Here is a 23,911-nt window from a genome sequence, read left to right on the forward strand (position 1 = left end):
TCGGGCGAGAAGATCGTGCCGTGGGTACCGCCCGGGACGACGACCATTTGTTTGGGCTCGTTGGCGGCGGCGAAGAGCTTCCGGCCCTCGGCGATGGGTATGACATGGTCCTGGTCGCCATGGATGACGAGGAGCGGCGCGTGGACCCGGCCGATAAAGGCGAATGAATCGAACCTGTCCTTCATGAGCCAGTGCACCGGCAGCCACCAATAGGCCGCGGCGGCGATATCGGCGGCCGAATAATACGGCGCCTCGAGCGCGACCGCGCCGACCCGGCGCTCGGCGGCAAGCTGCACCGCGACGCCGCTGCCCAGCGACTCGCCCACCAGCATGATCGTCTCGGACTTCACCCCTTGCGCGATGAGCCAGTCATAGGCGGCGCGGGCATCCTTCACCAATCCGGCTTCCGAGGGTTTTCCGGAGCTCGCGCCATAGCCGCGATAGGACACGAAGAGCACGCCAAAATCTCCGGCCTGATAGGCGGCAAACCGTTCACTTCGGCCAGATATCTCACCGCCATTGCCATGAAAATAGAGAATGACCGGCCTTCCCGGCTTCGGCACCGTGTACCAGGCTTGCAACGTTTCGCCGTCTTCGGTCACCAGTCTCAGATCCGCCACGCCGACGAGGCCCGCGGCGGTGGCCGACAATCCCCGATGAGAGGGAAAATACTGATAGCTCCGTTGGCTCGCATACATGAAGAGGGCGGCGAGCAGATAGAGCGATATGGCGGCGATGGCGGCCAGCCGCAGAACGGGAATCAGGCCGGCGCTCATGCGCCCTCCACCAGCCGGGCGGGTGAGCCGACATCGCGCGTCCACGCCCAGACGGCGAGCAACGGGCTGGCATCGGTACGGGTTGCATGGCTCATGCGCGGCGGGTGCCAGACCGTCTCCCCAGGGGAACGGCGGGTGAAGGCGCCGGCGTCCTTGCGCCAATCGCTCGGGCCGGTCAGGAGCCAGTAAAGCTCCGGCGCCTTATGCCAGTGATCGCGATAGAGCCGCCCCGGCCCCAGAAGCAGGAGCCCCATCAGGAAATCATCGCCGGGAAAGAATCCGTCGGGACCGACGATCTCGGCATAGGCGTAGTTGTCCATATAGCCTTCGCCCATCACGTCGTCGGAGTAGTTCGGATTCTGCTTCCAATGCAGGAACTCGTCGACCCCGGCGAGCGCGGCGGCGACCTCGGGAACGAGGAACATGGATGTCGCAACGCATTCGGCGAAATGGCGCGTGGCGGGAAGCCGGCGCGAGCCTGGATCGATAGCCGCTGCCGGCGACAGGTCCTGAACGGCGAGGCGCGCCTTGACCTCAGCGGCTCCCTCGCCCTTGAGCGACGTGCGGATGGTGTCGATGACCCAGATGGCGGGACCGTAAATGTTGTCGTTCAACTACCCGCCCCCAACAACGCGGATCGGATAAAGCGATATCCACCCGATCGCGTCCCAGTTCTCAGACTCCACACCCATACATCACCAAAGGCAGAAGCGTTCCCAGGTGACCCGATCCAAGCCCACCCGGATCGGATCGGCACTTTGTCCATTCTGCGTCGATTCCGAAACGCCATTCGCGCCGGTCGGTTAACGGCACGCGCCCCTCGCCCGTCATCGGAGGGCGTATACATTCTTCGCCAGCAGCAAGAGGTCGGCATCGCTCACATCGCGCACCGTGTTCCGCCGCATGGGCGCATGGGCAGCCGACGCCATGCGCTCGGCCAGGAGTTCCGGCCGCTCGAGTTCGAGCCCATCGCCCGCGAAATCGACCTTGATGCGCGAGCGCCGCACCAGCCCCTCGAAGGCGCCCGCCACATTTCCGTCGGCCCCCATGGATCGCGCCACTTCGGCAAAAGCCTCCGGATTGCCGTCCTTGACCCAGTCGATCGTGGCCAGCATGGCCAGTCCGGTTGCCCGTCCATGTGGAACCGGTGCCAGCTCGGCCATGGCATGGGAGATATTATGCGCCAGCGCCGTACCGCAATTGTCGATGCCGATGCCGGCATAGCAGCTGCCGAGCAACAAGGCTCCCCTGGCCTCGAGATCGCCCGGCGTCGTCACCGCCCGCTCCAGCGCCCCCGAGATCAGCATGATCGCCTGGTGACAATAGAGATCGTTGGCGGCATGCCGGTTACGGTTGGTGCAGGCCTCGATCGCATGAACCAGCGCGTCGAGACCGGTAGCCGCCGTAACGGCGGCCGGTACGCCCACGGTCAGCTCCGGATCGAGCAGCGCCAACATCGGCTTGAGCTCCGTGCCCCAGGCCCAGACCTTCCGGCCTTCCCTGTCAGTGAAAATACACGTGCGCGTCACTTCGGCCCCGGTGCCGGCCGTGGTCGGCACTGCGATGAGCGGCAGAGGATCGGCAGGCAACGCTGTCTCACAGAACCGATAGGCTTCGACCGCCAGGCCCGAGACGGCGCAGGCGGCGACGAGCTTCGCCGTGTCGAGCGCCGTGCCTCCGCCCAGCCCGATCACCACTCTGGCGTGGATCTCCCGCGCCATGGCGGCGGCGCGGTCGATGTCGCTGTATTTGGGTTCCCCTTTGAAACCGTCATAGAGGCTCGCGGCATGGCCGGCTTCCGCCAGAAGGCCGACGAGCTTGAGCGCCACGCCCGATGCGGTCATCGCCGGATCGGCAATGATCATGACCGCCGTCCCCTTGCCGGCAAAGCCGGTGACGCGGCCGGGCAACTCGGCCAACCGGCCATTGCCAAAAGCGATTTCAGGAACCGGGGCGAGAGAGAAGCTTTGCATGCCTATGCCTCTAGATAGGCATTCCCGGGCGATCAAGCGTCAAACCGCTTCACCTTTTCACAAAGCGAGCGCGACAGGCCTCACACCCAATCCTCGAAGGGGAAATTGTCCAGCCGCTCGGTGCCGGTCTCGGTGACGACGACCTGGATCTCGAGCTTCACCGTCTCGCCGGCGCGTTTCGAGCCGGTGCAGCTTTCGACGCACAGACACATTCCGGGCTCGAAGACCCCGTCATAACCTTTGCCCTTGTCCATATCGACATGGGTCGGCACGGATGGATACTCATCGCAAAGCCCCACCCCGTGCAGCGCCACGCCGTAGCGGTTCTCGTGATACTCCTCCGGCATGCGCAATGACTTGTCGTTGAACTCGCGGAAACTCATGCCGGGCTTGATGATCGACCAGTTGTGCATGATCTGCTCGAGCGCGAAGGCATAAAGCTCCTTCTGCATCGGTTTCGGCTTGACGAGGCCGACGGTCCAGGCGCGCGACAGATCGGCGCAATAGCCGTAAGGCCCGATCAGATCGGTGTCGAAGGAGAGCATGTCGCCCTCCTTGCCGACATGGCCGGAGCATTCCTTGAACCACGGATAGGTGCGCTCGCCGATCGCCAGGAGCCGCGTCTCGATCCATTCGCCGCCATTGCGGATGTTCTCGTAATGAAGCTCGGCCCAGACCTCGTTCTCGGATTTTCCGGGCAGCGAATTCTCGCGCATGCGCCACATGCCGGCCTCGCAGACCTTGATCGTCCAGCCCATGAGCTCCAGCTCGTCGGGCGACTTGATCATGCGCGCGGTCTCGGTGAGCTCCTGGCCCTCGACCAGCGTGAAACCACGGGCGCGCAGGAGATCGACGCCCAAGGGTTCTATCTTGTCGACGGCGAGGCGTTTGTTGCCGCCGCCATGCTGGCGCATGAGATCGGCGATTTCGTCGGCCCATTTGCCGGCGCTTTCGGTCAATCGGGGGCCGCTCGCGAAATAGAACCAGCTGGTGCAGGGCCGGACCTCGTCCACCATCGGCAGGCCCTCGGCCAGATGCAGCGCTTGCGCATATTCGAAACAGATGGTGGGACCATCGGCAAAGATCAGCGCGTATCGCGACGGATTATGCATGGTCCAGATCTGCATGTCCGAGCAGTCCGTCGCATAGCGGATATTGAGCGGGTCATAGACCAGGATGGCCGCACAATCATGCTCGACGAGCTTCTGCTTGATGCGGCCATGGCGATAGGCCCTGACGCGCGCCAGAGTCGCGGGGCTGATCGGGTCCTTCAGCGGCTTGCTGCCGGCGTCGAAGTTCAGATAGGCCGGCTTGCGGGGATCACTGAAGACCTTCACGTCCATTGATTTTCCTCTCAGCTCAGATTGCGCCAGATGAACATTGCCGTGAACAGATCGAGATGTGCGCCGCCGCCGTTCTTGAACAGCGTGATTTCATCGGGTTGGCGCTTGACGTCATATCCATCGCGGCAAAGCTCGAACAAATCGGCTTCGATATCTTCGCGCGTTATCACACCGCGGCGCAAGGGATCGCCCAAATCACCAGGCTGTTCGATGGCGAACCAGCGGCTGTCGACGAAGAGCCGGGCGCGGCGCACCGCCTCGTCGTCGCATTCGCGCATTTCAGGCGTGAAGCCGCCGACGAGATCGAGATGGGCGCCGGGCTTGAGCCATGCGCCCTTGATCACCGGCACGGTCGCGGACGTGGCGCAGCTGATGATGTCCGCTTTGCCGGCCACATCCTCCAGATCATCGGCGATCCGCCCTTTTACCTCATGCGCCAGTCTCTCGGCCTTGGCGCGGTCGCGGTTCCAGACATAGACCTTTTCGATCCCGGGACGGATGGCCCGATGCGCATCGATCAGATAGGGGGCGAGGCTGCCGGCGCCGACCATCAGCAGGATGCGGGCGTCCGGATTGGACAGAAGGCGCGATCCCAAGGCGGAGTCGGCGGCCGTCTTGCGATAGGTCAGCGCCGTTCCGTCCAGCACGCCCAGCGGCTCTCCGGTCGCCCCATCGAACAAGGGATAGAGCGCCTGCACCGCCGGCAGATCACGGTTCCCCGGGAACACCGTCACCACCTTGGTTCCCATGGCGACGCCCGGCTGCCAGGCCGGCAGGTTGAAATAGGTCTCCCGGTGCCCATCCCGCTCCCAATGGATCTCGGAGCGATCGACCTTGGGCTCCGGGCCCTTATGGGCTTCCGCCAAGGCATCACAAAGGTTCGTCCAGGCGCAGAGGCGGTGGACGTCTTCGGCAGAAACAAATCGCATCAGGAGATTCCGGGTCCGGTGATTTCGCGCAGGAGCTTCTTATAGATCGCCTGGGTATAGGCCGCATAGTCGTCTGCCGGGATGACAAAATTACCCTGACCGCCGACGACATTCTCCTCGAAATATTTATCGAGCGTCGGCCATTCATTGAGGATGGTCAGCGCATTGATGGTGATGCCCATCTTGACCACCTTGTTGCGCGACAGAGCGACCGGCGGGCCGATATTGTTGCGCCCGTCGGAAGAGACGTCGATCACCTGACGCAGGCTCGGCGGCGCCTGCGGGAAAAGTGCCGCGGCATATTCGAGCGCCATCGAGATGGAGGTGCCGCCCTCGGCCAGGCGGCGCGGGATCTCGGCGAGCGAGGCCCCCAGCCGGTCGGCGTCCTTTTCATTCGCGATGATCATCCAGGGGATGATCACCATCTGATTGGCCTCGTCAGACCATTGCATGGCGAGGACGGCGATGCGCCCGTTCGGCCCCTTGGTGATCGCCTCCTTGACCTCAGGGCGCCTGAAGGCATCGCCGAGCCCTTGCATCTGCAGGCGGAACTCATTGGCATCGACGCTGAAGGAGCAATCGATGGCGAGGATAAGGGCCAGGTCGACCTCGGGCTGCTGGGCATAAAGGGGGGTGCGGCCGGGGCCGGCCACCCAGGTAAGGCCAAGCAGCAGGCACAAAAGCGCCAGCAGACGACGTATGGGCATCAGAACCTCGATTCGCGGCCAATGCCACCAGCCACGTAATCTTATGGCCAGCTTTGCGGCCGGGTAAAGACGCAAAGCGCTCACCCTTCCTGCTGCTGACAAAGCCGGGCGGCGGCCGCTGGTCGGCTCCAGGCTCATGGCGGGTGTGACCCTGGTGGACTTGACGAGAGGCCGCCAAAGCCCGACATCTGGGGCATGAATACGCCCGTCACGCGCCCTGTCGTTTCCGGGCCGGCTTTGGTTGACCCCTTCGGCCGGCATGTGACCTATCTGCGCGTGTCAGTGACCGACCGCTGCGACTTCCGCTGTGTCTACTGCATGGCGGAGGACATGACCTTCCTGCCCAAAAAGGACCTGCTGACGCTCGAGGAACTCGAGCGCGTCTGCGCGGCCTTTATCGGGCGCGGCGTCCGCAAGATCAGGCTCACCGGCGGCGAGCCGCTGGTGCGCCGCAATGTCATGTCGCTGATCGAAAATCTGGGCCGGCATGTGAAAGCGGGCGCGCTCGAGGAACTGACGCTGACCACCAATGGCAGCCAGCTCGCCCGTTATGCCACGGAGCTCGTGGACCATGGCGTCCGACGCATAAACGTGTCGGTCGACACGCTGGACGAGCAGAAATTCCGTGCCATCACCCGCTGGGGCGATCTCAAGAAGGTGAAGGACGGCATCGCCGCGGCGCAGAAGGCAGGGCTGGCGATCAAGATCAATGCCGTGGCGCTCAAGGGCGTCAATGACGACGAGATCCCGGAAATGATCCGCTGGGCGCATGGCGAGGGCATGGACCTCACCCTGATCGAGACCATGCCGCTCGGCGACATCGACGGCGACCGCACCGAGCAATATCTGCCTCTGTCGGTGCTGCGCGCTCAATTGATGGACCAGTTCACTTTCGCCGACATCCCCTACAAGACGGGCGGCCCGGCACGTTATGTCGAGGTCAAGGAGACCGGCGGGCGGCTCGGCTTCATCACGCCCCTCACCCACAATTTCTGCGAGAGCTGCAACCGCGTGCGCCTCACCTGCACCGGTACCCTTTTCATGTGTCTCGGCCAGGAGGACGCCGCCGATCTGCGCGCCCCCCTGCGCGCGTCCGACGACAATGATCTCCTCAATACGGCGATCGACGAAGCGATCTCTCGCAAGCCCAAGGGCCATGACTTCATCATCGACCGCCGGCACAACAAGCCGGCTTTGTCGCGCCATATGAGCGTGACGGGCGGCTGAGCCGATCGACACCCCGTTTCATTCCGTCAGCGAAGACCAGCCGCGCCACAGTTCGGGGTGAGTCCCGACGCAAGGGGCGAGCCGCGCGACGAAGTCCTCCGTCGCTTCCATTATTGCCGCTCGGCGGTCCGTACCGCTCATCATCAATGGGCTGCCGATGCTCACCGTGAAATGCGGCGCCTCCGGCGACGGCCGCGTAAAGACCGGCAGGATGGGACAGCCCATCTTGAAGGCGAGCGCCGGAGCACCAGTCGCCAGTTGGAGTTTCCCGCGCATGAAGGGCGTCCGAACGAGCGTCCGTCCTTCATAGGCACAGGCGAGGAGTGAGATAAGTCCGTTCTCGCCGAGCCGCTGCTCCAGTCTGCGGCGCGCATCATCGGGCCTGTCGCGGTCGAAGACGACAAATTCCCGCACATGGCGCCTGCCAACCTTCATATGAACCGGATTGAGGCACCGCACGCCGAAGCACGTCGACGAAAAACCGTGCTCGGGGCGGATCACATGCGTCAGAGGCTGCCCCAGCTCGTGAAAGGCCTGGCGAACGACCTCGCTGGCGAAGACGAAATCGGCGATCCAGATGACGGCGCCACGCCCGCCGGCAAGGGCTTCGGCGACATGCTCCCTTCCTTCCACGGCGATCTCATAGACTGAACTGCCGCCGAGCTGCTTGAGGAAGAAAGCAAGGGACGTCAGCTTCTGTGCGAGCTGACGGCGGCGGAGAGCAGCCGCCTCGTCACGCGAAAGCCCACCCAGAGCGACAAAGGTTTCGAGCGAAGCCTCCTGGCGGAAACCGGCCGGCAACAGCTCGGCCAGGCGCACCGCCGCGGCACGAAGCTGGCGGGCGGGCAGAAGCGACGCGACCGGCGTTGCCGCGAGCACACCGAGGGCCAACAGGTCGGCCAGGCCGAATAATTGGCGATCAACCGTGGGCGCGGGACGCGTGATGATCCGTGCGTCTTGAGGATCGGAAACTTGGATATTGGTCGTGGTATCGGGTAGCGCTCCGCGCCTCAGGCAAGGCGGAGTGTTTGCAGGGACTGCAAATTCGGACATGGCAAAGCCTCCAAGAACATAGCGATCTCGCGCGCAGCGAAACGATGCGCGCGTCGGATGCTATGCGGCTCTGGGAGGTCTCTCGGAGGGTGACTGTTCGAAGGGAATCAGCCGGTCGAGCGGCATGGCCCGGCAGGCAAGCGAGGCCGGCTTGACGAACAACGACGCCGGGGTCGACATCACTCCCGCGCCGGAACAGGCGGCGGAGGTGCAGCAGGAAGTCTGCGCTCCCTCCTTGTCGTGATGCTCTTTACCGTCGCCGCGATGCACATGGTCGGGCTCGGCCGCTACGACGAGTTGCGCCGTTAAGGTGGAAGTCCCTTGCGCCGCGGACGGCGCCGAAGTTTCGAAGCCAAGCAGGCAAATCAAGGCAAGGGCCATGACCATACCGCCAAACATCCGGAAACTCGCCACCATCGACGTCAACCTAGTACCCGCGCTCCAAAAACCGACATTCTTCAAGACAGCAGCCCACCCATGTACCAGGATGGTCCATCACGCCTTCCCGCACGCAGGAATTGTGCCAGATGGTTCTTTATTTCCCATTGTTCTCTGACCAGGATGTCCGGCAAATTGACTGACAATTCGCAGCAAGCCTATCCTCCTTGATCCTGGCGGTGATTTGACGTGACAACGAAAAAAGTGCGTTTTCAACTGGCGGACCTCGAAAAGCCGGCCCGCATCCTGATCGACCGCTGGGGCATCCCACATATCAAGGCCGAAACCAAGGCCGATCTGTTCTTCGCGCAAGGCTTCAACATTGCGCGCGACCGCCTCTGGCAGATCGATCTGTGGCGCAAGCGCGGCCTGGGATTGCTCGCCGCCGATTTCGGGCCGGGCTATCTGGCCCAGGACCAGGCGGCGCGGCTGTTTCTCTATCGCGGCGACATGGCGGCCGAATGGCGCTCCTATGCCGAGGATGCGCAGGAAATCTGCACCGCCTTTGTCGGCGGCATCAACGCCTTCATCGCCGCCATCGACAGGAAACAAGCGCCGCTGCCGCCCGAATTCACCGTGATGGGCACGAAGCCGGAGCGTTGGGCGGCCGAAGACGTGGTCCGCGTCAGGAGCCACGGTCTCACCGCCAATGCACAATCCGAGATCGCCCGCGCGGTTCTGCTGGCGGCCGGCCAGGACGACGCCGATCGTTTGCGCCAGGAGCGCCTGCCCGATCTCCCCCTCGACAATCCGGGCCGGATCGATTTGGCGCGGATTCCCGCCCGGATCATCGATCGCCTCAGGCTCGCCAGCGCGCCGGTCTCCTTCTCGCGCGAAAGGCTGGCGGCACGGCTCGAAGATGCCTGGCGCTGGTCGATCTTCGATGATTTCGGCGTGACCCGCGACAGCCAGCCGGAAGGCTCGAACAGCTGGGTCGTGCATGGCAGCAAAACGACCACCGGACGGCCCATCCTCGCCAGCGATCCGCATCGGGTGCTGAGCCTGCCCTCGATCAGGTATCTCGCGCATCTCTCGGGGCCGGGCATCGAAGCGATCGGCGCCGGTGAGCCCTGCCTGCCGGGCATCTCGATCGGCCACAATGAGCGCATCGCCTTCGGCCTCACCATTTTCGATGCCGACCAGGAAGACGTCTATATCTATGAGACCGATCCAAAGGACCCGCTGCGCTATCGTTTCGGCGACAGTTTCGAACGGATGACCACAAGGGTCGAACGTTTCGAGGTCAAGGGCTCGGAGCCCCAGGAGCAGACCCACTATTTCACCCGCCACGGGCCGGTGGTCTTCACCGATCCCGGCAAGGCGCTGGCCATCGCTGTGCGCTCGGTCTGGGCGGAACCCGGTGCCGCGCCCTATCTCGCCAGCCTGTCCACCATGCGGGCCGGCAACTTCGCCGAATTCGACCAGGCGCTGGCGCGCTGGAAGACCCCTTCCGTCAACAAGACCTATGCCGATATCGACGGTCACATCGCCTGGACGCCTGCCGGCTATGTGCCGCGCCGGACCGGCTGGTCCGGCATGCTACCGGTGCCGGGGTCGGGCGGCTTCGAATGGAAGGACAATCTCGATCGCACCGAAATGCCGAGGCTGATCGATCCCGAGATCGGCTTCGTCGCCACCGCCAATGAGTTCAACCTGCCGGCGGATTGGGACCATCAGGCCAGACCGGTCGGCTTCGAATGGACTTCAGGGGCGCGGGCGATGCGTATCCGTGAAGTCCTCAGCCGGATATCCGTCCATGACCTCTCGCATTCCCAAGGGCTGCAGACCGACATCCGCTCGATCCCGGCGCTGAGGCTCCAGCGTCTGCTGACGCCCCTTTCACCAACGGACGCCGGAGCGCGGCAGGCCCGCGCGCTGATCCTCGACTGGAACGGTGACATGAACGCCGAGAGCGCCGCGGCGGCGCTTTACGGCCTGTGGTGGCTCAAGCACTTGCGGCCCGCCACCATAGCGGCCCTGGCGCCTGAGCTCGGCAGTCATTTGAACCTCGTCGGAATCGGCCATGCCGATGCCCTTCTCGCCGTCCTGGAGGGCAACAGCGCGCAGCTGGCGCCCGTGATGGCGGCATCGCTCGCCAGCGCCTGGCGCGAGGCGCTGGACCTCATAGGCCCCGATCCGTCGCGATGGCGCTGGGGCCAATTGCATCAGATGCTGTTCCGCAGCCCGGTTGCTGCCGTCACCGAGAAAGGTTTCACCGTCGGTCCCTTCCTCATGGGCGGCGACAACTCGACTCCGATGAACACAAGCCCGCGGGTCGCCGACTGGCGGGTCGCTTCCGGCGCCTCGGTGCGCCTGGTGATGGATGTCGGCGACTGGGACAAGAGCCTCTGCATCAATACGCCCGGCCAATCGGGTGATCCCGCCTCCGCGCATTATGCCGACCTGGCCGCGCTGTGGGCCAAGGGCGACTATGTCCCCCTGCTCTTCAGCCCGGCGGCGGTGGAGGCTGCCACCGAGACGGTCATCGACCTGGTTCCCATGTGAGCGACCACGCCCTCAAAGCCGGCCTCTATATGATCCTGGCGATGGCCAGCTTCACCGCCGGCGACACGATGACCAAGCTCCTCGCCGGACAAGTGCCGGTCGGCGAGATCATTCTCATCCGCGGCATGGTCGCCACGGCCATCATCACCGTCGTCTGCATCAAGCAAGGTGTCCTCATCCATGCCGCCCAGGCCTTCAAGCGCACCATCCTGGCGCGCAGCCTCAGCGACATGGCCGGCACCTTGCTGTTCATCACCGCCCTCATGCACATGCCGATCGCCAATCTCACTGCCATCATGCAGGTGGTGCCGCTGCTGGTGATCGGTTTCGCCGCTTTGTTCCTCGGCGAGAAAGTGGGGCCGCGCCGCATCCTCGCCATTCTCGTCGGCCTCACCGGGGTGCTGTTCATCGTCAAGCCGTCGCCGGCGAGCTTCACCTTCTATGACGGTCTCTCGCTCGGCCTCATCGTCACCGTGGCGCTGCGCGATATCTTCACCCGCAAGCTCACCATCGACGTGCCGACGATGATCGTGGCCTTCGGCAACGCGCTCATCGTGATGCTGAGCGGCTTGGCGCTCTATCCGTTCGAGGACTGGATCGTGCCCAGCCCCCGCCATCTCCTCATCATCTTCTGCGGCGGCAGCTTCCTGACCATCGGTTATGTCGCGATGGTGCTCACCATCCGCCTCGGCGACATCGCGTCCACCGCCATCTATCGCTATACGGTGGTGATCTTCGCCCTCATCTCCGGCGTCTTCGTTTTCGGCGAGATGCCCGACCGCTGGGTGTTCCTCGGCATCGCACTCATCGTCATCTCCGGCATCTATGCGCTCATTCGAGAGATGAAGATCAGCGCGGGATGCGAAAAAGTGGATGCCGGTTTTTCGCAAAAATCCCGCGCTTATCTTAAGAATCGATCACGTTTATGAGTTTGGGTTGCTTCAACCCAAACTCATCGTGATCTAGTGATAGCGCCAGAAGGCAATCGCCGTCAGCGTGATGCTCCAGGCGAGGATGCCCCAGCGCACCCAATGCTGCGGCACGGCACGCGCCACCTTGATCATCAGATAGCCGCCGAGAAAGGCACCCGCCATCATGACGAGCGAGGGCAGCCAGCGGATGACGCCGGCATGGGCGAAGAGCGCGATGCCGATCAGGGTGATGAGGGTGATGGTGGCGTTGCGGATGGAATTCGCCTCATGGATGTCCTCATGGCCGAACATCGCATAGAGGGCGAGCAGCACGACGCCCATGCCGAGGCCGAAATAGCCGCCATAGACATAGACGATGAATTCGAGCGCGAAGGACAGCCACAGCCAGCGCTTGCCGTCGAAATTATGCCGCTGCTCGAGCCAGCGCTTGATCGTGGGGGCGAGCGCGAAGGAGACCGTCGAAAAAGTCAGAAGCCAGGGAATGGCGATACGGAAGGACGCCTCGCCCAGCCCCAGCAAAGCGAGCGAGCCCAGAGCGCCGCCGATGCCGGCGAGCGCCAGCCTGGGTTTGAGATGGAGCGTCGGGCGGCGCAATTCGTGGCGATAGCCATAGAGGCTCGCGACATTGGCCGGCAGCAGCGCCACGAAATTCGAGGCATTGGCCTCGATCTCCGACATGCCGGCGGCAACCAGAAGGGGAAAGGTCATGAAACCCGCCCCACCGGCGAGCACGTTGATGCAGCCGGCCAATACGCCGCCCGCGAACAATAGCGCCATTTCCTCCCAACCCATCCGGTTTACCCTGATTTTCCAAGTGCTTCCTGTCAAAGATAAACTTTGACAAAAGACGCAAGAAGCCATGCTTGCCAAGCGTATGAGAGATGTGGCGTCGGCAAAACTTTCCGCTAGAGTAGGCCGGGAATCGCTGCACCAACCTATTGAGAAAGAGGCATATATGCGCAGCCAGCTGATGGCCGTTGCGACCGCAAGTCCCCCCTTCGAATTGCGCACCGAAGACGTCATCGAGGAAGCGACGCGGATATTCGCCGGTCGCCACCGGGACTTCGAGCGCATGATGCCGGTATTCGCCAATACCGGGATCAGGCGGCGCCAGTCGGTCAGGCCCTATAGCTGGTTCCGTGCCGAGCAGGGCTGGCCGGAGCGGACCGACGCCTATATCGACGGGGCCACCGACCTCTTCCGCAAGGCGGCCGGCGAAGCGCTCGCGCAGGCCGGCATGGAGGCGGGCGAGATCGATACGATCGTGACGGTAAGTTCCACCGGCGTCGCCACGCCCTCGATCGAGGCGCGGGTCATGCACGATATGGGCTTCCACAAGAATGTGAGCCGCATCCCGGTCTTCGGCCTGGGCTGCGCCGGCGGCACGACCGGCCTCTCGCTCGCGGCCCGCCTCGCCCAGACGCCGGCATCCAATGTCCTGCTGGTGGTCATCGAGCTGTGTACCCTCGCCTTCCGCCCCGACGAGATGACCAAATCCAACATCATCGCCACCGCGCTGTTCGGTGACGGTGCTGCGGCCTGCGTGCTGTCGGGCAAGAAGAAGGATGGTCTCGCGGCCATCGAATTCTCCGGCGAGCATAGCTGGCCCGACACGCTCGACATCATGGGCTGGCGCATGGATCCGCAGGGCTTCGGCGCCATTTTCTCGCAGCGTATCCCCGACTTCGTCACCCAGGAGCTGCGCGCCGCCGCCGACGGCTTCCTCAGCCGCAATGGCCTCGCGGTCGATGATATCGGCCAGTATGTCTTCCATCCGGGCGGCGCCAAGGTGATCTCGGCGCTCGAGCAGGTCTTCCATCTCGACCAGGGCACGCTCGAGATCGAGCGTCAGGTCCTCGCCGATCACGGCAACATGTCGGCGCCGACCGTGCTGTTCGTGCTGAAGGAGGCGTTGAAGAAACCCTTCACCGGCCGGCGCTTCGTGAGCGCACTGGGTCCCGGCTTCACCTCGAGCTTCGCCACGATGGTGAGCTGACCATCGTGATCTGGCTCAATATCGCGATCCTCGCGCTCGTCACCTTGCAGCGCCTGGTCGAGCTCTATATCGCCCAGCGCAACACCAAGAAGCTCCTGGCGCGCGGCGCCTATGAGGCGGGCAGCGGCCACTACTGGGTGATCGTCGTCTTCCACGCCGCATGGCTCATCGGCCTGTGGATCCTGGCGCGCGACAATCCGGTCAACTGGACCTGGCTCTTCATCTTCCTCGCCATCGAGGCGATGCGCGGCTGGGTGGTGGCGGCCTTGGGCGAACGCTGGACGACGCGCATCATCGTGCTGCCCGGCGAGCCGCTGGTCGCACGCGGCCCCTACCGCTTCCTGCGCCACCCCAATTACCTCGTGGTGGCGCTCGAGATCTTCGTGCTCCCGATGGTGTTCGGCATGTTCTGGTATGCGCTCGCCGGCACCCTCATCAATGCCGCGATCCTCTATTGGCGCATCCGGGTGGAAGAAGAGACGTTCAGGGAAGCATCGACGCCGCAAAGCTGAGGCCGATTTCAGCCAAGACGTTGACAAGCCAGACCAGACGGCATCCAATGTGGCTGCACCGACACGGGAGGCCACACATGTGGAAGGCCGTAATGGGCTGTGTTCTGTTGCTGGCAAGCACGTCTCCAGCTCACGCCGAATACAGCCCGGCTCAGAGATTAGTGGTATTGATGGAAGCTTGGCGATTGCGTGCCGTGGATTGCCGATCGCGATATGTCAGCTTTTCCGGCCCGGAGGTCGCGGCGCTGACCGATCTGGTGATCTCCGGCGCGCAAACCGCGAAATTCGATCCTAGCGATCTGAACGAGCTCATGAGATCGATCACATTCCAGATCAGTAGCCAGACGCCGCCGACCAAGGAGTTCTGTGACGGCATGCGTCGCGCGATATTCGGAACGTTCTGATCGGCCTTCAGATACCGGCACCTAAAACGGCCGTCTCGCCCGCATCGCCTGAGTGAGCGTGCCTTCGTCGAGATAGTCGAGCTCACCGCCGACCGGCACGCCATGGGCGAGCCTGGAAGTCGCGATATTGAGGTCCTTGAGCCGGTCGATGATGTAATGCGCCGTCGTCTGGCCCTCGACCGTGGCATTGACGGCAAGCACCACCTCCTTGACGCCTTCATGCCCGGCCCGCTCGACCAGGCGCGCGATCGAAAGATCCTCGGGGCGAATGCCCTCCACCGCCGACAAGGTGCCGCCGAGCACGTGATAGAGGCCGCTCCAGGCACCGGCGCGTTCTAATGCCCACAAGTCCCCCACTTCCTCCACCACGCAGATCACGCTCCTGTCGCGGCGCGGGTCGTGGCACAGAGTGCAGGGATCGCTGGTGTCGACATTGCCGCATTCGGAGCAGACCGTCACCTTGTCGCGCGCTTCCTCCATCGCGGTGGTGAGCGGAATCAGGAGCTTCTCGCGGTTCTTGATCAGATGCAAAGCGGCGCGGCGCGCCGAGCGCGGGCCAAGCCCCGGCAATTTGGCCAGGACCTGGATCAGACGTTCGATTTCGGGGCCGGTGGTGCGCCGCATGGACGGATCAGAACGGAAGCTGGAATCCAGGCGGCAGCGGCAGGCCACCGGTGATCGCCTTCATTTCCTCGGCGACCTGCTGCTCGACCCGGTTCTTGGCGTCGGCATGGGCGGCGGCGATGAGGTCCTCGAGGATCTCCTTCTCTTCCGGCTTGAGCAGGCTCGGATCGATATCGGTCGCGGTGAGCACGCCCTTGCCGTTGAGCGTCACTTTCACCAGGCCGCCACCCGACTGGCCGGTCACGGTCATCTGGCCGAGCTTCGTCTGCATGTCCTGCATCTTGCTCTGCATCTCCTGCACCTGCTTCATCATGGCGCCAAGATTCTTCATCGCTCGTCCGTGTCCTTCTCAATTTGCATGTCATCGACGGGGGTGACGGCGCTTTCGAAATCGCGCACATCGACGATCTCGGCACCGGGGAAACGTTTGAGGATCGCCTGGACATCGGGATGCTCGCGCGTCTCGCGATAGATCGTATCCTTCTTGTCCTGGCGCTGCTGGGCGAGCGGCTTCTCGCCGCCGTCGCGCGAGACCAGCACCATCCAGCGCTGGCCGGTCCATTCATTGAGCTTGCGGCCGAGCTCATTGACGAGACCCGGTGGTGCGGAGGCCTCGAGCGCGACCTCTATCTGGCCTGGGCTCACGCGGATATGCCGCATGAGATTCTCGATCTGGTTCTTGAGCCTTATGTCGCGCTTCTCGCCGACATAGGCGGCGACATCGCTCAGATGCGCAAAGGGCCGCGTTTCGGTGCTGCGCTCCTGCGGCCGCTCGCTTGCGGGTTCGGACGCGACCGCCAGCTGGCCATAATCGACCGGCGGCGGACCATTGTCGGGCTCGCGCTCCACACGCGGCGCCGGCCGCGCTTCGCGCGGCGCCGGCACTCCCTCGCGCACCATCCGCACCAGATCATCGCCGGAGGGGAGGCCCGCCGCATAAGCGAGCCGGATCAGCACCATTTCCGCCGCCATCAGCTGATCGGAATGAAGCTCGATCTCCTTGAGACCCTTCAGCAGCATCTGCCAAGCGCGGGTCAGATGCGGCATCGAGATCTTGGCCGCATGCTCCTGGCCACGCTGGCGCTCGGTCTCGCTGCGGGATGCATCACCCGATGCTTTGGGCGCCACCTTGAGGCGCGTCACCCAATGCACATAGTCGGCGAGGTCGCTCAATATCGTATGGGGATCGCCGCCCGCCTCGTGCTGGGTCTCGATCTCCTTGATGGCGGCGGCCGCGTCGCCCGCCATGACGGCCTCGAAGAGCTCGATGACGCGGGTGCGGTCGATGAGGCCCAGCATGGCGCCGACCTCGGTCGCCTTCACCGTCTCGCTGCCATAGGCGATGGCCTGATCGAGCAGCGACAGGCCATCACGCGCCGAACCTTCGGCAGCGCGCGCGATCATGCGCAGCGCGTCATCCTCGATCGCAACCGATTCCGCCTTCGCCACCTTGGCGAAGAGCTGCATCAGCACCTCGGCATCCATGCGGCGCAGATCGAAACGCTGGCAGCGCGACAGGATGGTGACCGGAACCTTGCGGATCTCCGTGGTGGCGAAAATGAACTTCACATGCGGCGGCGGCTCTTCCAGCGTCTTCAGCAACGCGTTGAAGGCGTTCTTCGACAGCATGTGGACTTCGTCGATGATATAGACCTTGTAGCGCGCCTGGATCGGGGCGTAGCGCACGCCTTCGATGATCTCGCGCACATCATCGACGCCGGTATTGGAGGCAGCGTCCATCTCGATCACGTCGATATGGCGCGATTCGAGGATCGCCTCGCAATCAGGCGTCACTTCCGGCATATCGATCGAGGGGCCGCCCGGATAATTGAGGGCGCGGGCGATCAGCCGCGCGGTGGTGGTCTTGCCGACGCCGCGGACGCCCGTCAGCATATAGGCCTGGGCGATGCGGCCGGTCGCAAAGGCGTTGGACAGCGTGCGCACCACCGCCTCCTGGCCGATCAAGTCGGCGAAGGTCCGCGGGCGGTATTTACGGGCGAGAACGCGATAACCGTGGGCGCTCGCGCCGCTTGCTTCTTCGGTCACTGGCGAGCCTGCCGGTCTGTTCCAAGGGCGTTTTCTTGAGAACTTCTGGAAAGCGCTCAAGGCGGGAGGCTGGACGGGCAACCCGTACCAAACTCGTTAGGGCTGCTTCCTTCCGGACCTGACCCGGTTGGCGAGCGACACGTCCGCCGCCAACCTCCCGCCGCCTATATCGGGCCTCGTCAGGCAAAAGGCAAGCCTGTCGGATTTAACCTGGGAACCCAGTTGACTCACCGTCACAAAGGCCTGCTATCCTGCCGCAAGTGCGGCGCTTTAAGAGCCAATCAACAGGGGACTACAATGAAACTTTCCATACTCGGACTTGCCGTCGCCGGCGCGGCGGCCATCCTGCTGCAGACCGGTATTTCGGCCCAGTCGTCCAAGGCGGTAGCCGCCGAAACCTGCATCAAGACCAATGTGACGCTGCATGTGAAGCGCTGCGGGGCCGAAGCGGCTCAGGCCAGCGCCTCGGCCGGCGGGTCTGCGGCTGAACCGACGGTGACGCCGACGGCAGGCCCGGCGCCCTCCTGCATCAAGACCAATGTCGCGAAGCATGTGAAGCGCTGCGCCTGAACGCGGCCACAAGTGATACATGAGCCCTTTCCGGCCGCCGGGAAGGGCTTTTACGTTTCGGGAACCGGCGCATTGACCCCTTCCCGGCCATCGCTTATCTGAGCGGCATGGCCAAACGTGACCTCATCATCCTGCCCGATCCCCTGCTGCGCACCGTCTCCAAACCGGTCAAAGCGGTCGATCAGGCGACGCGCAAGCTCATGGATGACATGCTGGAGACCATGTATGAGGCACCCGGCATCGGGCTCGCCGCGGTCCAGATCGGGGTTCCCCGGCGCGTGGTGGTGATCGATATCTCCAAAGAAGGCGAGGAGAAGCAGCCGCTGTTCCTGGTCAATCCGGAAGTCACCTGGTCGAGCCCGGAAGAGTCGGATTACGAGGAAGGCTGCCTGTCGATCCCGGAATTCTTCGACATGGTCACCAGGCCCAAGGAGGTCACGGTGCACTACCTCGACCGCCAGGGCGAGGCAAAGGAGATGCAATGCTCGGGGGTGCTCGCCACCTGCGTGCAGCATGAGATCGATCATCTCAACGGCGTCCTGTTCATCGACTATATTTCCAAGCTGAAGCGCGACCGGGTGGTGAAGAAATTCACCAAAGCGCAGAAGCTTGCCCGCAGCGGAGCCTGAGGCGTTGCGGCTCGTCTTCATGGGCACGCCGGATTTCGCGGTGCCCACGCTTGCCGCCCTTCTCGACGCCGGCCACAAGATCGTCGCGGTCTATTCCCAGCCGCCGCGCCCGGCGGGTCGCGGCATGGCGGAAAAACTGACGCCGGTGCATCACTATGCGCTCACCCACAATCTTGAAGTCCACACACCTCTGAGCCTCAAGGGCGAGGAGGAGCAGAAGCGGTTTCGCGCGCACCGGGCCGATGCGGCCATCGTCGTCGCCTATGGCCTGCTGCTCCCCAAGCCGATCCTGGACGCACCGCGCCTCGGCTGCTTCAACGTCCATGCCTCGCTCCTGCCGCGCTGGCGCGGCGCCGCCCCCATCCAGCGCGCCATCATGGCGGGTGATGCGGAAACCGGCGTCACCATCATGCGCATGGAGGAAGGCCTCGATACCGGACCGATGTGCCTCACGGGCCGCGGCCCTATCGGGGCCACGACCACCGCCGGCAGCCTGCATGACAGCCTCATGCATCTGGGGGCGGGCCTCATGGTCGAGGCGCTCAAGAAGCTCGCGGGCGACGCGCTCGAATGCCGGCCTCAGCCCGAAGCCGGCGTCACTTATGCCAAAAAGATCGACAAGGCCGAGAGCGAGATCGACTTCGGCAAGCCGGCATCGGACGTACGCAACCATATTCATGGGCTGGCGCCCTTTCCCGGCGCCTGGTTCCTGCTCGATCAGGAAAGCCGCACCTTCCGCATCAAGGTCCATCTCTGCGAAATCGTGGATGGGAAGGGTCGGCCCGGTGAGGTGATCGACGACAAGCTCACCATCGCCTGCGGTGACGGCGCGGTCCGCCTCCTCAGCCTGCAGCGTGAGGGCAAGAGCGCCATGGGGACCGAGGAATTCCTGCGCGGCTTCTCCGTGCCGAAGGGAACCGTGATCGGGTAGCTTATTCATCCTCTGGCAATCGCGGGCGCAATTGTGCAATTGGAGAATTCCAGGCGGGAGGTTCCGGCTGGGCACGATTACAGGGATCCAAAAATTTTCCCTGTAATTCGCTGTAAATCCCTGTTCCTTCCCTGTATTTCCGACGCGCGATACAGGGAATTCCCTGTATCGGCATGATCGGGAAAAATCCGTGATCCGGACTACTCGGGCCCGTCGGCGGCGACACCGCCGATCGGCACTTCGAGCTTGACCTCACCGGCTTTTTCGAACGTAAGCGTCACCGCGAGACGCTCGCCCTTCTTCAAAGGAGCCTTGAGGCCGGTCAGCATCACATGCATCTTTTGGGGCGCGAGCGTCACGGTCGCCTTCGGCGCAATGGTGATCGCCTCGACATGGCGCATGCTCACCACGCCGTTCTCTTCGACATTCTCATGCAGCATCGCCATCTGCGCCGCGTCGGTCTGGACCGCGGTGAGCTTGTCGGCAGCATCGCCGTCATTGCGGATGGTGAAATAGAGGGCGCCCGCTTTGGCGGCCGGCGTGGCGGAGGCGCGCGCATAGGCGCCGGTGACCATCATGTCACCAGCATGTGCGGCCGTCACGAATGAGACGGCGGCGGCAATGGTCAGGCCGATAGCGGCGGCAAGCTCTAAGATCAGACTGCGCATGAAGCACCTCGTGCCCGGAATATGCTGCTGCGATATGGGCACGATTATGGAAGGACGGGAGCGGCTAACGGTCGCGCGCCGCCAGCCTGCGGTCCTCTTGCGTGGCAGGAATCCACCATTCGCGTCCGCGCGGCGTCTCGACATATTCGGGCCATGGGAACTCGATGGGCGGCGCATAGTCGCACCACGGGGCGACGTCGCCGGCTTTGGCGAGACGCTCGGCATGCTCAACCTTGGCGCGTTGGAGCGCATCCTTATCCATCATCAAATCGAGCATCGTGCCGGCAATGGTCTTCGCCGCCGTCTTGACGGTCGGATCGATGGTGGCGGGAATGCCGCCCAGCGCATTCATCACCCAGTCGGGATAGGCGAAACCCGCCGGCGCCTTCAACGTGGCGCGGCCGACATAGAAGCGCACCGCCGGCGCATGCCAGGTCATGTCGGTGTAGTCGTCGGACGTATAATGCGTCTGCCAGGCCGGAATCGTCTGACGGATCTTGCGCTCGGCCTCTTGCGGCGCGATGAGCTCCTCGATCTCGGCAATGAAAGGCCGGTCCATCGGTGCGAGCTTCAGCTCCTTCTGGATCGCCTGCGCCACCGTGATCGCATCGGCGCCATAATGCGGCGCCCCCGCCCGCTCCATATTGCGATAGGTGACATCGGCCATCGCATGGTTGGCAAGACCCGGCCGCGACTTCGACACCCAATGCTTGCGCACCGTGCAATGGGCGGCGAGCGCGGCGCTCTCGGCATTGCGGTCGAGCACCGAGAAGATGTTCTCCAGCATGGCCCGGTCGGGGGTGCGCGCGGCATATATGATCTGCGCCATCTGGGCTGCGAGATTGTCGGCCGTCGCCTGGCCGCTCGCCAGGATCGTCTCATTCAGCGTCCAGGTGCCGGTATGGGGCAGCATATGGTCGCGCATCATCTTGGAGAGCGTGTACATGGCGACGACCGCATCATTGGCGCCGGGCGCGCGGGCCGCGGTATGGGCGGCCGGGATCGGTCCCTTCACGGCATCGGCCAGCCAGGTCTCCGGCCGCTCGCACAGGAATTCATAGATCGCTGCGTAGTAAGGCCCGCAATGCGTATCCCACCGGCAGGTGTTGCAATAAGGCAGCATGTAGAAGGGATGAAAGGACAGGAGAGCGTCGAGCCCGTCATAATAACCCTTGGCGGCATGAATGGGCTTCGATCCCCTCACCTTCTCGGCCGGCTCCCCCATGAAACGGATGGTGCCGGTGACGCCGTGCTTCTCCATTGCCGCCTTGGCCGCCAGCACGCCGACGAATGCGCCCATGCCCAGCGCCGAATGGGGATCGGTATGGCCGCCGGCGAAACGCGACAGGCCCTTGCGTGGCGCGCGATAAGTGTCGGCGACCTGGCAGTTGCCCGGCACGGCATCATATTCGGCATAGGCCATGACGGTCGGGCCCTTGCCGTTCGACCAGGTGGCGGAGAAAGCGGTCGGCATGCCGGCCGAGCCTTCCTCGACGGTGAAACCTTCGGCCCTGAGCCGCGCCACATACCATTCGGCGGAACGATATTCGCGCCACGCCGTCTCGGCGAGCGACCAGATATGGAAATTCCATTGCGACCAATCGGGCTGCCGCTCATCGACGAAAGCAAAGGCGGTCCGGGTTTCAGCGGAGATCATTCTGGATATTCCTTTCAGCGCAAAGCGTCGGCGAGCTTCTTGATCGAAGCGTCGATCACCGCCTCGTCGAAACCCGCATAACCAAGTAGCAATCCCTGACGGAAGGGCTTGCCGGCGAAAAAGTCGGAGAGCGCCGGCGCGAGCAAGCCGATGCGGGCGGCGCGTTTCGCCGCCTCGCGATCATCCATGCCGTTTTCGAGCGTGCAGATGAGATGCATGCCGGCGGGCTCGGGGCTGGTGGCGAGCACCCCTTTCGCATGGCGGTCGATCGCCTCGCGCAAGACCAGCTGCCGTTTGGTGTAGAGACGGCGCATGCGCCTGATATGGACGGCATAGTGGCCGAGGCGCATGAAATCGGCGAGCACCGGCTGCAGGAAAAGTGAAACGCGGGCACCGCGTTCGCGCATCACGGCCGATATATCGGCGATGAGATTGTGCGGCACCACGAGATAGCCGATGCGCAGACCCGGCAGCATGGTCTTCGAAAAGGAGCCGAGCGAAATCACGACGCCCGCCTCATCGACACCCATCAAGGCCGGCAGCGGCTTGCCGTGATAGCGATATTCGCTGTCGTAATCGTCCTCGATGATCCAGGTCTTGTGCTGCCTTGCCCAGTCGAGCAGCGCCAGGCGGCGGCTGAGCGGCATGGTCATGCCGAGCGGATAATGCCGTGCCGGCGTCACCACCGCGGCGCGGGCATCTTTCGGCCCCTTGGTGATGTCGAGACCATCTCCGTCCACCGGAATAGGCGCCGTCTTGAAGCCAAGCTCGGTGAAGGTGCGGCGGATCAGGATATAACCCGGCTCCTCGATGATGATCTTGTCGCCGCGCTTCAGGATGCTCTGGCCCAGTAGCTCGAGCGCTTCACCGGCGCCGCTGGTGATCACCACCTGCTCGGGCGCGCAGCGCATGCCGCGAAAGGCACGCAGATGATCGGCGATCGCCAGACGCAAGGGCGCCCAGCCCAGGGGATCGGGCGAGGCCAGAAGCTCGCGGACCGGGTTGCGCCAGGTCTTGAGCATCAGCTTGGCCCAGATCTCATGGGGAAACAGCGCAAGCTCCGGCGCCGCGGGCTGGAAGGGACGCACCTCGTCGGGACGCGGCAAAGTCGCCTCCGCCACCGGCGTCACCTGCTGAGCGGCGCGCAGCACGTGATCCGGCAGATCGGGCGCCACGAAGACGCCGGAGCCATGCCGGCCCTCGGCATAACCTTCGGCGATGAGCTCATCGACCGCCGCCACCACGGTGGCACGCGACACGCCGAGCTCTTCGGCATAGATGCGGCTCGAGGGCAGCCGAGCACCTGGCGCTATGGCCTGCGCCAGGATCAGGCGCTTAAGCTCGGAGGCCAGCTGGCGATGCAGGGGCTCGCGGTCCGCGCGGTCGAGGCTGATGCTCGCCAGCGCGGCTTCGCCGAAAGTGGACTGCCGCTCTCTTCTTGATGTGGCTCTTTTCATCAGACCACTTTTGCCACATGCATCGCCTCCTGAACAGAGCCATGTCGTGAAGGGCGGATCATGCTGACCGAAGAAATGAAATCGATCATCGCGACCTATCCTTTGGGCTTCGTCGCCAGCGTCAATCGCGACGGCACGCCCAATCTCTCGCCCAAAGGCACCTTCGTCGCGCTCAACGACAAACAGCTGGTCTTCGGCCATATCCGCTCGCCCGGCACCATGGGCAATATTGCCGAGCGCCCGGTCATCGAGATCAACTTCCTCGACGTGCTGTCGCGCAAGGCGGTGCGGGTTCGCGGCCGCGCCTTCATGTTCCGGTCGAGCGTGCCCCAATTCGCCGACCTCTTCGCGGCCCTTTCCGGCTGGAAGGGGTACACCGAGATCATGAAGGCGGTGGTGCGGGTCGATGTCGACACCGCCAGCCTCATTCTGTCGCCAGCTTATGATCTCGGCCACACAGAAGCCCAATTGCGCGAACAGTACAAAGCGAAGTTCACATCGCTTTAGCGCTTCCCGCGGAAGGAAGCGCTCCAG

25 protein-coding genes and 1 other RNA gene are annotated in these 23,911 nt (G+C 63.7%); 10 read left to right on the top strand and 16 right to left on the bottom strand.

The features are described 5' to 3' along the window. The 6 genes from JHL16_RS24280 to JHL16_RS24305 all read right to left on the bottom strand — a co-directional run. Window positions 1-776: alpha/beta hydrolase (locus JHL16_RS24280; RefSeq protein WP_200187487.1), on the bottom strand; the 776-nt coding region annotated here is incomplete at its 3' end. Continuing rightward, window positions 773-1,390: a dimethylsulfonioproprionate lyase family protein gene (locus JHL16_RS24285; protein ID WP_200187488.1), complete on the bottom strand. Its 618-nt coding sequence runs from the start codon at window positions 1,388-1,390 to the stop codon at window positions 773-775. The genes JHL16_RS24285 and JHL16_RS24280, both read right to left, overlap by 4 nt. A gap of 213 nt (window positions 1,391-1,603) precedes the next feature. Next, complete coding sequence (locus tag JHL16_RS24290; RefSeq protein WP_200187489.1) at window positions 1,604-2,749, bottom strand: iron-containing alcohol dehydrogenase; 1,146 nt, start codon at window positions 2,747-2,749, stop codon at window positions 1,604-1,606. 80 nt (window positions 2,750-2,829) lie between these two features. Continuing rightward, window positions 2,830-4,092, bottom strand: coding sequence for a M24 family metallopeptidase (locus tag JHL16_RS24295; protein WP_200187490.1), 1,263 nt, complete (start codon window positions 4,090-4,092; stop codon window positions 2,830-2,832). An 11-nt stretch (window positions 4,093-4,103) separates the two neighbouring features. Beyond that, the gene (locus JHL16_RS24300; RefSeq protein ID WP_200187491.1) at window positions 4,104-5,021 is read right to left on the bottom strand and encodes an ornithine cyclodeaminase; all 918 of its coding nucleotides are present in this window, start codon (window positions 5,019-5,021) and stop codon (window positions 4,104-4,106) included. Further along, window positions 5,021-5,728 carry a DUF1194 domain-containing protein gene (locus JHL16_RS24305; RefSeq protein ID WP_200187492.1) on the bottom strand — a complete coding sequence of 236 codons (708 nt, stop codon included), beginning with the start codon at window positions 5,726-5,728 and terminating at the stop codon, window positions 5,021-5,023. The genes JHL16_RS24300 and JHL16_RS24305 overlap by 1 nt, the downstream gene beginning before the upstream one ends. A 195-nt stretch (window positions 5,729-5,923) precedes the next feature. On the opposite strand from JHL16_RS24305, the gene moaA reads away from it, so the two are divergent. Then, window positions 5,924-6,955 (top strand): GTP 3',8-cyclase MoaA, encoded by a 1,032-nt coding sequence (gene moaA, locus JHL16_RS24310; protein ID WP_200187493.1) that lies wholly within the window; start codon window positions 5,924-5,926, stop codon window positions 6,953-6,955. Window positions 6,956-6,973: 18 nt separating this feature from the next. Here moaA and JHL16_RS24315 read toward each other — a convergent pair whose 3' ends face one another. Together JHL16_RS24315 and JHL16_RS24320 are read right to left on the bottom strand one after the other, a co-directional pair. Continuing rightward, complete coding sequence (locus JHL16_RS24315; RefSeq protein WP_200187494.1) at window positions 6,974-7,846, bottom strand: lysophospholipid acyltransferase family protein; 873 nt, start codon at window positions 7,844-7,846, stop codon at window positions 6,974-6,976. 222 nt (window positions 7,847-8,068) lie between these two features. Next, the gene (locus tag JHL16_RS24320) at window positions 8,069-8,470 is read right to left on the bottom strand and encodes a hypothetical protein (protein ID WP_200187495.1); all 402 of its coding nucleotides are present in this window, start codon (window positions 8,468-8,470) and stop codon (window positions 8,069-8,071) included. Between the two features lie 165 nt (window positions 8,471-8,635). On the opposite strand from JHL16_RS24320, the gene JHL16_RS24325 reads away from it, so the two are divergent. Both JHL16_RS24325 and JHL16_RS24330 read left to right on the top strand, forming a co-directional pair. Next, on the top strand, window positions 8,636-10,951 hold the full coding sequence (locus JHL16_RS24325; protein ID WP_348647276.1) for a penicillin acylase family protein: 2,316 nt from the start codon (window positions 8,636-8,638) through the stop codon (window positions 10,949-10,951). Continuing rightward, on the top strand, window positions 10,948-11,880 hold the full coding sequence (locus JHL16_RS24330; RefSeq protein WP_200187496.1) for an EamA family transporter: 933 nt from the start codon (window positions 10,948-10,950) through the stop codon (window positions 11,878-11,880). The genes JHL16_RS24325 and JHL16_RS24330 overlap by 4 nt, the downstream gene beginning before the upstream one ends. Window positions 11,881-11,913: 33 nt before the next feature. Here the strand turns inward: JHL16_RS24330 and JHL16_RS24335 are convergent, their stop codons facing one another. Further along, window positions 11,914-12,660: a sulfite exporter TauE/SafE family protein gene (locus JHL16_RS24335; protein ID WP_200187497.1), complete on the bottom strand. Its 747-nt coding sequence runs from the start codon at window positions 12,658-12,660 to the stop codon at window positions 11,914-11,916. Window positions 12,661-12,838: 178 nt separating this feature from the next. On the opposite strand from JHL16_RS24335, the gene JHL16_RS24340 reads away from it, so the two are divergent. From JHL16_RS24340 to JHL16_RS24350, 3 genes are all read left to right on the top strand, one after another. After that, a complete protein-coding gene (locus JHL16_RS24340; RefSeq protein WP_200187498.1) occupies window positions 12,839-13,879 on the top strand; it encodes a type III polyketide synthase in 1,041 nt (346 codons plus the stop codon). Window positions 13,880-13,884: 5 nt separating this feature from the next. After that, the gene (locus JHL16_RS24345; RefSeq protein ID WP_200187499.1) at window positions 13,885-14,391 is read left to right on the top strand and encodes an isoprenylcysteine carboxylmethyltransferase family protein; all 507 of its coding nucleotides are present in this window, start codon (window positions 13,885-13,887) and stop codon (window positions 14,389-14,391) included. Between the two features lie 77 nt (window positions 14,392-14,468). Next, complete coding sequence (locus JHL16_RS24350) at window positions 14,469-14,795, top strand: hypothetical protein (RefSeq protein WP_200187500.1); 327 nt, start codon at window positions 14,469-14,471, stop codon at window positions 14,793-14,795. 21 nt (window positions 14,796-14,816) lie between these two features. Here the strand turns inward: JHL16_RS24350 and recR are convergent, their stop codons facing one another. From recR to ffs, 4 genes are all read right to left on the bottom strand, one after another. Continuing rightward, window positions 14,817-15,419, bottom strand: coding sequence for a recombination mediator RecR (gene recR / locus JHL16_RS24355; protein ID WP_137855774.1), 603 nt, complete (start codon window positions 15,417-15,419; stop codon window positions 14,817-14,819). Window positions 15,420-15,426: 7 nt separating this feature from the next. After that, window positions 15,427-15,750, bottom strand: coding sequence for a YbaB/EbfC family nucleoid-associated protein (locus JHL16_RS24360; RefSeq protein WP_200187501.1), 324 nt, complete (start codon window positions 15,748-15,750; stop codon window positions 15,427-15,429). Beyond that, window positions 15,747-17,465, bottom strand: a complete 1,719-nt coding sequence (locus tag JHL16_RS24365) for a DNA polymerase III subunit gamma/tau (protein ID WP_200187502.1) — start codon at window positions 17,463-17,465, stop codon at window positions 15,747-15,749. Before JHL16_RS24365 ends, JHL16_RS24360 begins: the two co-directional genes overlap by 4 nt. Window positions 17,466-17,526: 61 nt before the next feature. After that, an RNA gene (gene ffs / locus JHL16_RS24370) (signal recognition particle sRNA small type) lies at window positions 17,527-17,623 on the bottom strand. A 139-nt stretch (window positions 17,624-17,762) separates the two neighbouring features. Between ffs and JHL16_RS24375 the strand changes: the two genes are divergently transcribed. The 3 genes from JHL16_RS24375 (at window position 17,763) to fmt (ending at window position 19,595) form a co-directional block, all read left to right on the top strand. Further along, complete coding sequence (locus tag JHL16_RS24375; protein WP_200187503.1) at window positions 17,763-18,035, top strand: hypothetical protein; 273 nt, start codon at window positions 17,763-17,765, stop codon at window positions 18,033-18,035. Between the two features lie 107 nt (window positions 18,036-18,142). Beyond that, entirely contained in the window at window positions 18,143-18,664 is a 522-nt protein-coding gene (gene def, locus JHL16_RS24380; protein WP_200187504.1) for a peptide deformylase, read from the top strand. A gap of 19 nt (window positions 18,665-18,683) precedes the next feature. Continuing rightward, on the top strand, window positions 18,684-19,595 hold the full coding sequence (gene fmt / locus JHL16_RS24385; RefSeq protein ID WP_200189530.1) for a methionyl-tRNA formyltransferase: 912 nt from the start codon (window positions 18,684-18,686) through the stop codon (window positions 19,593-19,595). 200 nt (window positions 19,596-19,795) lie between these two features. Here the strand turns inward: fmt and JHL16_RS24390 are convergent, their stop codons facing one another. The 3 genes from JHL16_RS24390 to pdxR form a co-directional block, all read right to left on the bottom strand. Beyond that, window positions 19,796-20,263: a copper chaperone PCu(A)C gene (locus tag JHL16_RS24390; protein WP_200187505.1), complete on the bottom strand. Its 468-nt coding sequence runs from the start codon at window positions 20,261-20,263 to the stop codon at window positions 19,796-19,798. 64 nt (window positions 20,264-20,327) lie between these two features. Continuing rightward, window positions 20,328-21,920, bottom strand: a complete 1,593-nt coding sequence (locus JHL16_RS24395; protein ID WP_200187506.1) for a zinc-binding metallopeptidase family protein — start codon at window positions 21,918-21,920, stop codon at window positions 20,328-20,330. A 14-nt stretch (window positions 21,921-21,934) separates the two neighbouring features. Then, complete coding sequence (pdxR, locus tag JHL16_RS24400) at window positions 21,935-23,377, bottom strand: MocR-like pyridoxine biosynthesis transcription factor PdxR (protein ID WP_200187507.1); 1,443 nt, start codon at window positions 23,375-23,377, stop codon at window positions 21,935-21,937. A 60-nt stretch (window positions 23,378-23,437) separates the two neighbouring features. On the opposite strand from pdxR, the gene JHL16_RS24405 reads away from it, so the two are divergent. Next, on the top strand, window positions 23,438-23,884 hold the full coding sequence (locus tag JHL16_RS24405) for a pyridoxamine 5'-phosphate oxidase family protein (protein WP_200187508.1): 447 nt from the start codon (window positions 23,438-23,440) through the stop codon (window positions 23,882-23,884). Window positions 23,885-23,911 lie beyond the last annotated feature (27 nt).

Origin of the sequence: Taklimakanibacter albus, from assembly GCF_016595235.1 — a bacterium.
Lineage (GTDB): Bacteria > Pseudomonadota > Alphaproteobacteria > Rhizobiales > Aestuariivirgaceae > Taklimakanibacter > Taklimakanibacter albus.

Coding starts and splice junctions, on each gene's coding strand:
- def (WP_200187504.1), top strand. CDS start 18,143: ATGGCCAAACGTGACCTCATCATCCTGCCCGATCCCCTGCTGCGCACC.
- recR (WP_137855774.1), bottom strand. CDS start 15,419: ATGCGGCGCACCACCGGCCCCGAAATCGAACGTCTGATCCAGGTCCTG.
- JHL16_RS24340 (WP_200187498.1), top strand. CDS start 12,839: ATGCGCAGCCAGCTGATGGCCGTTGCGACCGCAAGTCCCCCCTTCGAA.
- JHL16_RS24350 (WP_200187500.1), top strand. CDS start 14,469: ATGTGGAAGGCCGTAATGGGCTGTGTTCTGTTGCTGGCAAGCACGTCT.
- JHL16_RS24295 (WP_200187490.1), bottom strand. CDS start 4,092: ATGGACGTGAAGGTCTTCAGTGATCCCCGCAAGCCGGCCTATCTGAAC.
- fmt (WP_200189530.1), top strand. CDS start 18,684: ATGGGCACGCCGGATTTCGCGGTGCCCACGCTTGCCGCCCTTCTCGAC.
- moaA (WP_200187493.1), top strand. CDS start 5,924: ATGAATACGCCCGTCACGCGCCCTGTCGTTTCCGGGCCGGCTTTGGTT.
- JHL16_RS24375 (WP_200187503.1), top strand. CDS start 17,763: ATGAAACTTTCCATACTCGGACTTGCCGTCGCCGGCGCGGCGGCCATC.
- JHL16_RS24290 (WP_200187489.1), bottom strand. CDS start 2,749: ATGCAAAGCTTCTCTCTCGCCCCGGTTCCTGAAATCGCTTTTGGCAAT.
- JHL16_RS24395 (WP_200187506.1), bottom strand. CDS start 21,920: ATGATCTCCGCTGAAACCCGGACCGCCTTTGCTTTCGTCGATGAGCGG.
- JHL16_RS24300 (WP_200187491.1), bottom strand. CDS start 5,021: ATGCGATTTGTTTCTGCCGAAGACGTCCACCGCCTCTGCGCCTGGACG.
- JHL16_RS24305 (WP_200187492.1), bottom strand. CDS start 5,728: ATGCCCATACGTCGTCTGCTGGCGCTTTTGTGCCTGCTGCTTGGCCTT.
- JHL16_RS24405 (WP_200187508.1), top strand. CDS start 23,438: ATGCTGACCGAAGAAATGAAATCGATCATCGCGACCTATCCTTTGGGC.
- JHL16_RS24335 (WP_200187497.1), bottom strand. CDS start 12,660: ATGGCGCTATTGTTCGCGGGCGGCGTATTGGCCGGCTGCATCAACGTG.
- JHL16_RS24360 (WP_200187501.1), bottom strand. CDS start 15,750: ATGAAGAATCTTGGCGCCATGATGAAGCAGGTGCAGGAGATGCAGAGC.
- JHL16_RS24390 (WP_200187505.1), bottom strand. CDS start 20,263: ATGCGCAGTCTGATCTTAGAGCTTGCCGCCGCTATCGGCCTGACCATT.
- pdxR (WP_200187507.1), bottom strand. CDS start 23,377: ATGAAAAGAGCCACATCAAGAAGAGAGCGGCAGTCCACTTTCGGCGAA.